The organism is Saccharopolyspora griseoalba (assembly GCF_042665275.1).
Taxonomy (GTDB): domain Bacteria; phylum Actinomycetota; class Actinomycetes; order Mycobacteriales; family Pseudonocardiaceae; genus Saccharopolyspora; species Saccharopolyspora griseoalba.
Genome location: NZ_JBHTCJ010000013.1, coordinates 140,820 through 153,194 on the forward strand (window position 1 = coordinate 140,820; position 12,375 = coordinate 153,194).

Genomic DNA, 12,375 nt, shown 5'->3' on the forward strand with positions numbered 1-12,375 from the left:
CGGACCCGGCGGAGCCGCCCACCCACCCGCGGTGCGAACGCCCGTGATCACCGTCACCACCCCTGCGCCCATGGACGAATCGGACCCGCTAGGGCGTAGCCTGGGGGCCGTGACTGTGGCGCCTGAGGGGCGGAAGCTGCTGCGGCTGGAGGCTCGCAACAGCCAGACCCCGATCGAGAAGAAGCCGTCTTGGATCAAGACCCGCGCGAAGATGGGTCCGGAGTACCAGGAACTCAAGGGTCTGGTCCGCCGTGAGGGGCTGCACACCGTCTGCGAGGAGGCGGGTTGCCCGAACATCTTCGAGTGCTGGGAGGACCGGGAGGCCACCTTCCTCATCGGTGGTGACCAGTGCACTCGCCGGTGCGATTTCTGCCAGATCGACACCGGCAAGCCGGCTGCGCTGGACACCGAGGAGCCGCGCAAGGTCGCCGAGTCGGTGCAGGCCATGGGGCTGCGGTACTCGACGGTGACGGGTGTGGCCCGCGATGACCTCGACGACGGGGGTGCGTGGCTCTACGCCGAGACGGTCCGGCAGATCCACGAGCTCAACCCGGGCACGGGTGTGGAGCTGCTGATCCCGGACTTCAACGCCGATCCGGACCAGCTGGCCGAGGTGTTCAGCTCGCGGCCGGAGGTGCTGGCGCACAACGTCGAGACGGTGCCGTCGGTGTTCCGCCGGATCCGCCCGGGCTTCCGCTACGAGCGGTCGCTGGAGGTGATCACCAAGGCCCGCGAGGACGGGCTGGTGACCAAGTCGAACCTGATCCTGGGCATGGGCGAGCAGCCCGAGGAGGTGCGCCCGGCGCTGCAGGACCTGCACGAGGCGGGTTGCGACATCATCACCATCACCCAGTACCTGCGGCCCAGCCCGCGGCACCACCCGGTGGACCGGTGGGTCAAGCCCGAGGAGTTCGTCGAGCACACCAAGGCCGCCGAGGAGATCGGCTTCCCCGGCGTGATGGCCGGTCCGCTGGTGCGCTCCAGCTACCGCGCCGGTCGGCTCTACGCCAAGGCCACCGCGCACCGCGGCATGCCGCTGCCGGACGACCTCGCCCACCTCGCCAAGGCCGGCGAGGCCGCGCAGGAAGCCAGCAGCGTCCTGGCCCGCAACAGCTGACCCGAGCTCACGACGAGGGGCGCCCGGCGAGGTCCGGGCGCCCCTTCTCGTGCGCGCCCGGAACCTCGATTCCATTACGCATTCGGGGCAGGTATGCGGCCTCTTGTGGTGGAGCCGTATCCTGAAATGCATGGCCAAGCAGGACAAGGCCGCCAAGAAAGAGGCGGCCAAACAGCGACGTCAGGCGAGCGCCGGCCGCGTCAAGCAGATCTTCGAGGCGTTCAAGATGCAGCGCCGGGAGGACAAGCTCCTCCTCCCGCTGATGCTCGGTGCGTTCCTCGGCGTGACCGCGGTGGTCTTCCTGCTGGGCATGATCTGGGGCCTGCACTGGGTGTTCCTCCCGGTCGGCCTGGCCTTCGGCCTGCTCGCAGCCGTGGTCATCTTCGGGCGGCGGGTGCAGTCGACGGTGTACAAGAAGGCCGACGGGCAGCCGGGCGCGGCCGGCTGGGCGTTGGACAACCTGCGCGGGCGCTGGGTGCTCAACCAGGCCGTCTCGGGCACCGCCCAGCTGGACGCCGTGCACCGGCTGATCGGCCGCCCCGGCATCGTGCTGGTCGGCGAGGGCGCCACGCACCGGATCAAGGGCCTGATGGCGCAGGAGAAGAAGCGGGTGGCCCGCATCGTCGGCGAGACCCCGATCTACGAGATCGTGGTCGGCAGCGAGGAGGACCAGGTCCCGCTGTCCAAGCTGCAGTCGCGGATCATGAAGCTGCCGCGCAACATCGGCCCGAAGCAGATCGACGAGCTGGAGAACCGGCTGGAGGCGCTGGCCAACCGCAGCGGCAACGCGATGCCCAAGGGCCCGGTCCCGCAGGGCGCCAAGATGCGCAACATGCAGCGAGCGGTCCGCCGGGCGAAGTAGCCGGCACTTTTCTCATCACGAGGTCCCCGAGCGCGCGCTCGGGGACCTTCTGATGAGAACGGCAGCCGATCACCGCGAAGCGAGATCGAGGCGCAGCGCGAGCCGCCGACGATTCCGACGCCCTGCGACGGCGCAGCCGTTGGCCCGCTCGAGCGACCGGCACCGCCGCGGGTTCTCGGCGTCCCCGCCGCGACGCGGCGCAGGTCGGCTGCTCGACGAGCGGATCCCCCAGCCGGAGGGCCGCTGCGGCTCTCCCGCCCGCACGGTTGCCGGACGACGCGGGAGAGGCAGCTGCCGGCTCAGCGGCTGAGGACGATGGTTTGGGTGAGGCGATCGTGCCAGGACCTGCCGTTGAAGTCCCAGATCACCGCGGGGATGATGAAGGCGGTCAGCACGGTGCGCAGGATCGCGCGCAGCGGGCCGACCATCCGGGTCGAGTCGGTCCGGGCCACCCAGATGCGGGTCAGCACCATCCCGGGGGTCACGCCGAAGAAGGTCACCGGGACCGCGGTGATGACGAACCAGGTCACCACGCTCCAGTCGCCCGGGTAGTCCGGTGCGGTGAAGGCGGCGGTGATCAGCGCGGCGAGCAGCAGGTCGACCACGAACGCCAGCAGCCTGCGGCCGAGCGGCGCGGCGGAACCGGGGCCCGACTCCGGAAGCCCCAGCTTCTCGCCGCGGTACGCGGGGCGGGCGTCGTGTCCCCGCTCGCGCGCGTTGTTGAACGCGGCCTTGGGGCCGTCCAGCCAGGAGCCGAGCACGTTTCGCACGTCCTCCAGGATACGTGGCCGCGCCGGGAAGCACCCCGCCGGCGGAGCGCGAAGTGACCGGGCGTGCAACCCCCACCGCCCGATCAGGTGGCAGTTAACGCGCGCGAAACACTGGAGTGACGACAGGGCAACACCGATCCCATACCGTCAGCACTGAGCCGGCGGCGACCAATCGACGTGGCACCGGTGAGCTGTACGAAACTGCGTGAAGGAGCCACCGAGCTTGTTCAAGAATCCAGACGAGGTCCTCCGCTTCATCGCCGATGAGGACGTGAAGTTCGTCGATGTCCGGTTCTGCGACCTGCCGGGCGTCATGCAGCACTTCACGGTGCCCGCCGGCGCGTTCGACGCGGACTCGTTCACCAACGGCCTGGCCTTCGACGGCTCGTCGGTTCGCGGCTTCCAGTCGATCCACGAGTCCGACATGCTGCTGCTGCCGGACCCCTACACCGCCCGAGTGGACCCGTTCCGCGCCGAGAAGACGCTCATCCTGAACTTCTTCGTGCACGACCCGTTCACGCTGGAGCCCTACAGCCGCGACCCGCGCAACATCGCGCGCAAGGCCGAGCAGTACCTGGCCGAGTCCGGCGTGGCCGACACCGCGTTCTTCGGCGCCGAGGCCGAGTTCTACATCTTCGACTCGGTGAAGTTCGGCGAGGCCCCGAACAAGTCGTTCGCCGAGGTCGACTCGATCGAGGGCTGGTGGAACACCGGCCGCGACGAGGAGGGCGGCAACCGCGGCTACAAGACCCGCCTCAAGGGCGGCTACTTCCCGGTCTCGCCGTACGACCACTTCGCCGACCTGCGCGACAAGATGGTCACCGAGCTGCAGGGCTCCGGCTTCGAGATCGAGCGGGCCCACCACGAGGTCGGCACCGGCGGTCAGGCCGAGATCAACTACAAGTTCAACACGCTGCTGCACGCGGCCGACGACCTGCAGCTGTTCAAGTACGTCATCAAGAACACCGCTTGGGAGAACGGCAAGACCGTCACCTTCATGCCCAAGCCGCTGTTCGGCGACAACGGCTCGGGCATGCACAGCCACATGTCGCTGTGGAAGGACGGCAGCCCGCTGTTCTACGACGAGGCCGGTTACGCCGGTCTGTCGGACACCGCACGCTACTACATCGGCGGCATCCTGCACCACGCCCCGAAGCTGCTGGCCTTCACCAACCCGACGGTGAACTCCTACCACCGCCTGGTGCCGGGCTTCGAGGCCCCGGTGAACCTGGTGTACTCGCAGCGGAACCGCTCCGCCTGCATGCGCATCCCGATCACCGGCTCGAACCCGAAGGCCAAGCGCGTCGAGTTCCGCTGCCCGGACCCGTCCGGCAACCCGTACCTGGCCTTCGCCGCGATGATGATGGCGGGCCTGGACGGCATCAAGAACAAGATCGAGCCGGCCGAGCCGATCGACAAGGACCTCTACGAGCTCCCGCCGGAAGAGGCCAAGAACGTCCCGACCGTGCCGAGCTCGCTGGCCGAGGCCATCGACAACCTGGAAGCCGACCACGACTTCCTGCTCGAGGGTGGCGTGTTCACCCCCGACCTGATCGAGACCTGGATCCAGCTCAAGCGCGACGAGGAGATCGACCCGATCCGCCTGCGCCCGCACCCGCACGAGTTCTCGCTGTACTTCGACGTGTGAGTCGATGACCAGCGAACGAAGGCCCGCCGGTACGCCGGCGGGCCTTCGTCGTCACCGGCCGCCCACCTCGTCGAGCGCCGTGCCGATGATCGACACGCCCCGGTCGATCTCCTCCTCGGTGGCGGTCAGCGGCGGCGCGATGCGGAACGTCCCGCCCATGCCGGGCAGCTGCACGATGTTCATGTGCAGCCCCAGCTCGGCGCAGCGCCGGGTGACCGCGGCACCGAGCTTGTCGGCGTCCGCGCCGTCGGACACCAGCTCCAGCCCGACCAGCAGGCCGCGTCCCCGCACGTCGCCGATCGAGGGGTGCCCCAGCTCGTCGAGCCCGCCCCGCAACCGCTCGCCGAGCTCGCGGGCGCGCAGGTCGAGCCGGTCGCGGGCGAGCACGTCCAGCACCGTGTTCCCGACGGCGGCCGGCAGCGGGTCGTTGACGTGCGTGGTGAAGAACAGGAACCCGCGGTCGTGGGCCCGCTGCTCGATGTCGGCGCTGGTGAGCACCGCGGCCAGCGGCAAGCCGGCGCCGAGCGTCTTGGACAGCGTGAGGACGTCGGGCACGACCCCGTCGCGCTCGAAGGCGTACCAGTCGCCGGTGCGGCACAGCCCGGTCTGCGCCTCGTCCAGGATCAGCAGCATGCCCCGCTCGTGGCACTTGTCCCGCAGCGCCGCCAGGTAGCCCGGCGGGAGGTCGACCACGCCACCGGAGCTCAGGATCGGCTCGACCAGGCAGGCGGCCAGGCCGCCGGTCGACTGCGCGTCGATCAGGTCGAAGCCGAGGTCGAGCTGGCGGCGCCAGTCCAGGTTCCCGTCGGCGTCGACGACGTCCGGCCGGAACGAGTCCGGCACCGGCAGGGCGAAGTTGCCGGGAGCACCGGGCCCGTACCCCGTGCGCCCGGCGACGTAGGTGGCGTTCGCCGCCGCCTGGGTCATGCCGTGCCAGGACCGGGCGAACGAGACGACCTCGTGCCCGCCGGTGACGAGCTTGGCCATCCGCAGCGCGGCCTCGTTCGCCTCCGCCCCGGTGCTCAGGAACATCGCCTTGTCCAGCGGCTCCGGCACGGTCGCGGCGAGCCGCCGCGCCAGCTCCACGACCGGGCGGCTGAGCATGCCGCTGTAGAGGTGGTCCAACCGCCCGACCTGCTCGCGCACCGCCGCCACGATCTCCGGGTGGGAGTGCCCGAGGATCGCGCTCATCTGCCCCGAGGTGAAGTCGAGCAGCTCGCGGCCGTCCTCGGTGACCACCGTGCTCCCGCTGGCCCGGTCGACGATTCCCTCGCTGAACGCACCGCGCCCGGAGTACCGGACCAGGTGCTGCGCCGCATCATCCATGCCCCGACGCTAACCGCCGGAACGGTCGACCGCGTACACGTAGTGCCTGCGATCGTCGACGGGGTTGTCCGGCGTCAGCTCGCCCTCGGCGACGCGGGCGAACCCGGCCTTCTCCAGCGCCCGCCAGGAAGCCCGGTTGTGCACCGACACCGGCACCACGACGGACGGCGCGGCCGGGTAGTCGGTCCAAGTGGCCCGGACGATCGCCCGGATGATGCGCGGCCCCAGCCCGCGGCCGGTCCACCGCGGTTCGCCGATCAGGTAGTCGAGGGAAACCGCCTCGACGTCCACCGCCAGGATCGGGGCGAGCTCGGCGAGGTGTTCCGGGTAGTCGCCGTACCGGCAGCGCTGCACCAGACCGACCGGTTCGCCGTCGAGGAGCACGAGCAGGTCCTCCGCGGGCTCCGCGCCGCGCGCCGCCGGGCCGAAGTCCCGCGCCACCGCCTCCGCGGAGGTCTCGTGGTTCCACCACCGTGACACGTGCGGCTGCTGCAACCACCGCCGCAGCAGCGGGAAGTCCGGCTCGGCGAGCCTGCGCCAGCTGATCATCCCCCACCCCGCGCTCCCCTCGCGCCAACGCGATCCGATCCGAGACTAGCCGCTGGATCCGCCCGAGGTCGGCCGGTTCTCGTGACGTTCCCGGGCCCGCTGGCGGGCCTCGCGGAGCAGCTCGCACGTCGACGTCGCCGCGTTCTCGGCGGGGTCGATCACGGCCAGCCAGCCCGCGCTGGCGTAGACCGGGTGCGGTCGAACGGTGTCGGTGGCCGCGTGGTCGACCTCCTCGGTAGCAGGAGCGCGCGGTTCGCGACCGACCCATCGGGTGAAGGCATCCTTCCCCGCCGCGATCTTCACGCGGAAGGCGCCCGGGCGGTCCAGCCCCGCAGGAGGCTCGTCCGGGTAGTCCTTGGTCACGATCGTCGCGAAGGGCTGCGCCCTGGTCGGGACGGGCTGCCGGACGTGGTCGAGGGGCTGGAAGCGCGCGACGCCGACGTCGAGCGGCGCTCCCGCGAACTGCTCGCCGACGGCGCCGCGCTGAACGACCTGATCGCAGCGGTCGAAGATGATCGCTATTAGCAGCGGTTGGTCGCATCGTCCGCGCCGGCGCTGCTCGGCCGCCGGTCAGATGCCCTGCCAGGGCGCCCGCGCGGTGCCGGTGGTTCCCGGGCGGAAGCGCAGCAGCGAACCCGCGTAGGGGTCCGCGGCGAAGGCCAGCTCGTCGTAGCCGAAGCACGCCGAGGTCACGTAGAGCTCCTCGAGGCGGGATCCGCCGAAGGCCAGGCCGGTGACCCGGCGCGTCGGCGCCCACAGCACGGTCTCCAGGTCGCCGCCCGGCGCGTAGCGGTGGATGCGCCCCGTCCAGTGCATCGCGACCCACGCGCAGCCCTCGGCGTCCACCGCGATGCCCTGCGGGCTGCCCTCCGCCTCCGGGCAGCTCACCCACCGCCTGCCGGAGACCGCCCTGGCGCGCTCCACGTCGTAGTCGTAGACCCAGACGGCGTGCAGATCCGTCACGTAGAGCCTGCTGCCGTCCGGGCTCCAGGCCAGCCCGCCCGGCGCGGTCAGACCGTCGAGCAGCAGGCGCGCCCGGTTGCCCTCCAGCACGTAGCAACCGCTGGCGCGCAGGTCCGCGGCGTGCGTGACGGTGCAGGCCACGAACCGACCCGCGGGATCGCACCCTCCCGCGCCCATCCGATCCCCGCTGCGCACCTGCACCACGGGTTCCAACCCGGCGCGCGCCAGGTGCACCCGCCCGAAGCCGCTCTCGGTCGCGGCGACGAGCTGGCCCTGGCGGGTCGAGGCGAGCGCGGTGATCTTGCCGGGCAGCACCCGCACCTCGTCGGCCCCGGTGTCCCTGCGGTAGGTGTGCAGCTCGCGGCGCAGCAGGTCCACCCAGTGCACGCAGTTGAGCGAGGACATCCACAGCGGGCCGGTCCCGCACAACGCCTGACGATCGACGAGCAGCTCGAACTCCTCGGACATCCTCGCCCCCGATCAAGCGATGAACTCCCGAGAGCAGCCTAGGGAGGACGACTCCCCACCGGCACCGCCGACCGGCGGTTCTTGCGGGCAGCGCCCAGGTCGAGGACGAAGCGGACCCGGGACCCGCCCGGACCGTCGCAGTCGAGCAGGACCGGGGCCCCTCGACCTGGTCGTCACCGCTCCGGTGGAACGCGAGGGACGCGCGGTTTCCCGGCGAGACGATGCAGCGCACCCGGGTTCGCCCGAGCGCGGTCACCCGCTCGAAGAAAGCGGCGTACAGGCGCCGCGCCAGCCCACCGCGCCGGTGATCGGGTCCACGACGGCGAGTGGACGCAGGCCTCGTCAGGGGATCGGGCGAGCGGAAGCCGACCAGGAAACCCTGATCCGTCCGTCGGTCTCGGCCGCGAAGTGGTGCTCGCGAAGTGCTGCACGAACATCCGCGGCACCAGCGAGCCCAACCGCCGCGCCTCCTCCGGCCCGCGCGAATCCTCCCACCAGCGGTCGATCGCGACGACGATCGCCGCGTGGTCGCCCTCGTCCGCCCGATCACGTCTCCTCCCGAACGCCTCCGGCGCGCTCACGTCCCGTAGAAGACGCGCTCCACGACCGCTCGGGCGTGTCGGGTGATGCGCAGGTAGTCGTCGACGACCTCGCCGGTGTCCACGTTGGCCGGATAGCCCAGGGCCGCCGCGACCGCGACGCGCTCCTGGGACTTCTTCGGCAGCTGATCACCGGGCTTGCCGCGCACCAGCATGACCGCGTTGCGCACGCGGGTGGCCAGCGTCCACGCCTCGATCAGGTCGTTCGCGTCGGACTCGGCCAGCAGCCCGGCCTCGGTCGCCGCCCGCAAGCCGTCCACCGTGGACGAGGTGCGCAAACCCGGTGTGTCGTGGCCGTGCTGGAGCTGCATCAGCTGCAGGGTCCACTCGACGTCGGCAAGCCCGCCGCGACCGAGCTTGGTGTGCGTGGCCGGGTCCGCTCCCCTGGGCAAGCGCTCGGAATCGACCCGCGCCTTGATCCGGCGGATCTCGCGGACCTTGGTCTCGTCCAACCCGCCCTCCGGGTAGCGGATCGGATCGATCGCGCGGCAGAACCGCTCCCCGAGGTCCACGTCGCCAGCCACCGCGCGGGCGCGCAGCAGCGCCTGGGCCTCCCACACCTCGCCCCAGCGCGCGTAGTAGCTCAGGTAGGAGTCCAGGGTGCGCACCAGCGAACCCTGCCTGCCCTCGGGGCGCAGGTCGATGTCGACGTCCAGCGGCGGGTCCTGGCTCGGCTGCCCCAGCAGCCGCCGCACCTGCTCGACGACCGCGCCCGCGAACTTCACCGCCGCGGTCTCCTCGGCGCCGTTGGCCGGCTCGCACACGAACATCACGTCGGCGTCCGAGCCGTAGCCGAGCTCGGCGCCGCCGAGCCTGCCCATGCCGATGACCGCGATGCGCGCCGGCACCTGCCCGCCCTCCTGGGCCGCCGTGTCCCGCATCGCCATGTCCAGAGTGGATTCCAGGACCGCCACCCAGATGCTGGACAGGGCACGGCACACCACGTCCGGCTCGACCAGGCCGAGCAGGTCGGCGCAGGCGATGCGCAGCAGCTCGTGCCGCCGCAGCGACCGCGCCGCGGCCGCGGCCCGCGCCGGATCGCTGTACCGGGAGACCGTGCTGCGCAGCGAAGTCGCCACCTCGGCGGGATCGCGCTCGGCCAGCGCGGGCGTGTCGGCCAGCAGCCGCAGTACCTCGGGCGCGCGGATCAGCAGCTCGGGAACCAGCTTCGAGGTGCCCAGCAGCTGGGCCAGCCGCTCCACGACCACGCCCTCGTCGCGCAACAACCGCAAGTACCACGGGGTTTCGGCCAGCGCCTCGGACACCTTGCGGTAGGCCAGCAACCCGCCGTCCGGATCCGGGGTGTTGCCCAGCAGGTCCAGCAGCACCGGCAGGAGCGCGCCCTGGATGCTCGCGCGCCGCGACATGCCCGAGGTCAACGCCTCGATGTGCCGCAGCGCGCCCTTCGGCGAGCCGTAGCCCAACGCCGCCAGGCGGGCCTCCGCCGCTGCGGTGGTCAACCGCAGCGCCTCGGTGGGCACCTTCGCCACCGCCTCCAGCAGCGGGCGGTAGAACAGCTTCTCGTGCAGCCGCCGGACCTGCTTGGCGTGCCTGCGGAACTCGGCCACCAAGGCCTGCCCCGCGGTGTTGCGCCCGCTGGAGCGGAATCCGACCGCGCGGCCCAGAACGCCCAGCGCATCGGCGTCGTCGAACTCGGGGAACATGTGGGTGCGGCGCAGCTGGCGCAGCTGCAGCCGGTGCTCGACCGTGCGCAGGAAGCGGTAGGAGTCCACCAGGTCCGAAGCGTCGGCGCGGGCCACGTAGCCGCCCTCGCCGAGCGCGCGCAGCGCCTCCAGCGTGCTCGCCGAGCGCAGCTCCTCGTCGCTGCGGCCGTGCACCATCTGCAGCAGCTGCACCGCGAACTCGACGTCGCGCAAGCCTCCCCGACCCAGCTTGAGCTCCCGCTCCACCACGTCGGTCGGAACGTGGTCCTCCACCCGGCGACGCATCGAGCGCACGTCGTCGACGAAGTTCTCCCGCTCCGAGGCCGTCCACACCAGCGGCTGCACCGCCTCCAGGTACCGGTCGCCGAGCTCCCGGTCCCCCGCCACCGGCCGCGCCTTCAGCAGGGCCTGGAACTCCCAGGTGCGCGCCCACCGCCGGTAGTAGCTCAGGTGCCCGTCGAGGGTGCGCACCAGCGCGCCCGCCTTGCCCTCCGGGCGCAGCGCCGCGTCGATCTCGAAGAACGCCGGGCCGACGATCCGCATCATGGTGCTGGCCAACCGGGTGCCGACCGGGATGTCGGCTTCCCCGTCGGCGACGAAGACCACGTCCACATCGCTGACGTAGTTGAGCTCGCGACCGCCGCACTTGCCCATCGCGATCACCGCGAGCCGCGGCACCTCCGACACGCCCGCGTGGCGCAGCTCGGCGACCGCGACCGCGAGAGCGGCCCGCAGCGCGGCCACCGAAGCGTCCGAGAGCAGCTCGGCGACCTCCTCGTAGGGCACCGAGGGAAGCGCCGGCTCGGGAATGCTCGCCAGGTCGCGGGCGGCGATGTCGAGCAGCAGCCCGCGATAGGTCGTGCGCAGCGCGCGGACGGCCTCGTGCCCGCGCAGCTCGGCGACCGGCCCGCCCCCGGTGCCCGGCTCGCCCTCGCCCCGGGCGCCCACCGCTTCCAGCAGCAACGAGGTGCGCTCGTCGAGCATGCGCGGCGGCGCCGCTTCGGCGGTCAGGCGCCGCCAGTCGTCCGGATGCGCGACCAGGTGGTCGGCGAACGCGGTCGAATCGCCGAGAACCCCGAACAACCTCCCGCGCAGCTCGACGTCCTCGCCGAGGGCCGACGACAGCTGTTCCCACTCGCCCGCCATCGCATCGCGCAGCCGGTCCACGGAGTGCAGCGCGAGATCCGGATCGGGGGTGCGGGACAGCGCCGCCACGATCGGCTCGGCGTTCCCCGGGCCGGAATCCGACCACCAGCCCGCTCCTCGCAGCTGGGCTTCGGCGCGTTCGGTGTCGCTGAACCCGTACCGAGCCGGGGACGGCGATCCCGACCTCGAGGAGTTGCTGTTGGCCATGTTCCGAACCGTAGTCCGCTACCGGCCGTTCTGGAGACCGGACTCGACGATCATCACGCGAGCGGGAGGAAGCGGCTCGCCGTGCGCTGCTCGGGCGGCGTCGCCGCCACCCGCACGAACTGGTCGGCCAGCGGTCGCCAGGTCTCGGCCAGCTCGGCGTGGAACTCCTCCAGGTGCTCCGGGTCGAGCTGACCTGGCCGAACCGCGGCCGCGACGTGCGGGGAGTCCGCGGCCCACTGCAGCACGGTCTCCGGCGTCGTCTCGATGTGGAACTGCAGCCCGTAGACGCAATCACCGATCCGGAAGGCCTGGTTCTCGCACTTCGGCGAGGAGGCCAGCAGCTGGGCCGACGGCGGCAGGGTGAACTCGTCGGTGTGGAACTGGAGCACGTCCGGCGTCAGCGGGAGCGGCCCGAGCAGCGGGTCCTCGGCCGCGGCGTCGCGCTTGGCGACCAGCAGCGTGCCGGCCTCCGGACCGTCCGGCACCTCGCGGACCCGCCCGCCGGTGGCCGCGGCGAGCAGCTGAGCGCCGAGGCAGATCGCCAGCACCGGCATGTTCCGGGTGACGGCCTTGCTGAGGAGGCCCCGGACCCCGGACAGCCACGGGTGGTCGATGTCGTCGTAGGCGCCCATCTCACCACCGAGCACGATCAGGGCGTCGTAGTCGCCGAGCTCCGGGAGCTCCTGCTCCCACGCCCGCACCACGTCCAGCTCAGCACCGGCGTCGGCCAGCCAGTCGCCCAACCTCCCGATCGGGTCGATCGTCGACGGCTGCACCACGAGGATCCGCACACCACCCATGCCGCCGACGATACGTCCCGACGAGCCGCGACCCAACGCCGACCGGACAACGCCACACGGCCAGTTCCTCAGGAGCCGGCAAGCGCGTCATCCACCACGACGACCTCCCCGAAAGCCACACCGCCACCGCCCCACGCCCTCGGGACGAGTGCATAAAAAAGTGGTGGGGTGGAAACACGTTAATGTTTCCACCCCACCACACAGGGAATGTGTCGGCGGTGCCTTACTCTCCCACACCCTGCCGAGTGCAGTACCA

9 protein-coding genes and 1 pseudogene are annotated in these 12,375 nt (G+C 71.5%); 3 read left to right on the forward strand and 7 right to left on the reverse strand.

Annotated features, from left to right (window positions below; all coding sequences use genetic code 11):
• The first annotated feature begins 109 nt into the window (after positions 1 to 109).
• Positions 110 to 1,117 carry a lipoyl synthase gene (gene lipA, locus ACFQRI_RS22290; RefSeq protein WP_380671687.1) on the forward strand — a complete coding sequence of 336 codons (1,008 nt, stop codon included), beginning with the start codon at positions 110 to 112 and terminating at the stop codon, positions 1,115 to 1,117.
• 130 nt (positions 1,118 to 1,247) lie between these two features.
• Positions 1,248 to 1,979, forward strand: a complete 732-nt coding sequence (locus tag ACFQRI_RS22295; protein ID WP_380671688.1) for a DUF4191 domain-containing protein — start codon at positions 1,248 to 1,250, stop codon at positions 1,977 to 1,979.
• A 299-nt stretch (positions 1,980 to 2,278) separates the two neighbouring features.
• Here the strand turns inward: ACFQRI_RS22295 and ACFQRI_RS22300 are convergent, their stop codons facing one another.
• Positions 2,279 to 2,749: an RDD family protein gene (locus ACFQRI_RS22300; RefSeq protein WP_380671689.1), complete on the reverse strand. Its 471-nt coding sequence runs from the start codon at positions 2,747 to 2,749 to the stop codon at positions 2,279 to 2,281.
• Between the two features lie 223 nt (positions 2,750 to 2,972).
• Here ACFQRI_RS22300 and glnA point away from each other — a divergent pair, with 223 nt between their 5' ends.
• Complete coding sequence (gene glnA / locus ACFQRI_RS22305; protein ID WP_380671690.1) at positions 2,973 to 4,397, forward strand: type I glutamate--ammonia ligase; 1,425 nt, start codon at positions 2,973 to 2,975, stop codon at positions 4,395 to 4,397.
• A gap of 51 nt (positions 4,398 to 4,448) precedes the next feature.
• Here the strand turns inward: glnA and ACFQRI_RS22310 are convergent, their stop codons facing one another.
• From ACFQRI_RS22310 to ACFQRI_RS22335, 6 genes and pseudogenes are all read right to left on the reverse strand, one after another.
• Entirely contained in the window at positions 4,449 to 5,723 is a 1,275-nt protein-coding gene (locus ACFQRI_RS22310; RefSeq protein ID WP_380671691.1) for an aspartate aminotransferase family protein, read from the reverse strand.
• A 9-nt stretch (positions 5,724 to 5,732) separates the two neighbouring features.
• Entirely contained in the window at positions 5,733 to 6,272 is a 540-nt protein-coding gene (locus ACFQRI_RS22315) for a GNAT family N-acetyltransferase (RefSeq protein WP_380671692.1), read from the reverse strand.
• Between the two features lie 45 nt (positions 6,273 to 6,317).
• Positions 6,318 to 6,659, reverse strand: a pseudogene (locus tag ACFQRI_RS22320) (DUF6194 family protein); the annotation flags it as partial.
• Positions 6,660 to 6,842: 183 nt separating this feature from the next.
• The gene (locus ACFQRI_RS22325; protein ID WP_380671693.1) at positions 6,843 to 7,703 is read right to left on the reverse strand and encodes an SMP-30/gluconolactonase/LRE family protein; all 861 of its coding nucleotides are present in this window, start codon (positions 7,701 to 7,703) and stop codon (positions 6,843 to 6,845) included.
• Positions 7,704 to 8,280: 577 nt separating this feature from the next.
• Complete coding sequence (locus ACFQRI_RS22330; RefSeq protein WP_380671694.1) at positions 8,281 to 11,319, reverse strand: bifunctional [glutamine synthetase] adenylyltransferase/[glutamine synthetase]-adenylyl-L-tyrosine phosphorylase; 3,039 nt, start codon at positions 11,317 to 11,319, stop codon at positions 8,281 to 8,283.
• 53 nt (positions 11,320 to 11,372) lie between these two features.
• The gene (locus ACFQRI_RS22335; protein ID WP_380671695.1) at positions 11,373 to 12,119 is read right to left on the reverse strand and encodes a type 1 glutamine amidotransferase; all 747 of its coding nucleotides are present in this window, start codon (positions 12,117 to 12,119) and stop codon (positions 11,373 to 11,375) included.
• Positions 12,120 to 12,375 lie beyond the last annotated feature (256 nt).

Excerpts from the sequence above, each read along its gene's own strand:
- ACFQRI_RS22325 (WP_380671693.1), bottom strand. The coding sequence starts at position 7,703 with ATGTCCGAGGAGTTCGAGCTGCTCGTCGATCGTCAGGCGTTGTGCGGG.
- ACFQRI_RS22315 (WP_380671692.1), bottom strand. The coding sequence starts at position 6,272 with ATGATCAGCTGGCGCAGGCTCGCCGAGCCGGACTTCCCGCTGCTGCGG.
- ACFQRI_RS22330 (WP_380671694.1), bottom strand. The coding sequence starts at position 11,319 with ATGGCCAACAGCAACTCCTCGAGGTCGGGATCGCCGTCCCCGGCTCGG.
- ACFQRI_RS22295 (WP_380671688.1), top strand. The coding sequence starts at position 1,248 with ATGGCCAAGCAGGACAAGGCCGCCAAGAAAGAGGCGGCCAAACAGCGA.
- ACFQRI_RS22335 (WP_380671695.1), bottom strand. The coding sequence starts at position 12,119 with ATGGGTGGTGTGCGGATCCTCGTGGTGCAGCCGTCGACGATCGACCCG.
- ACFQRI_RS22310 (WP_380671691.1), bottom strand. The coding sequence starts at position 5,723 with ATGGATGATGCGGCGCAGCACCTGGTCCGGTACTCCGGGCGCGGTGCG.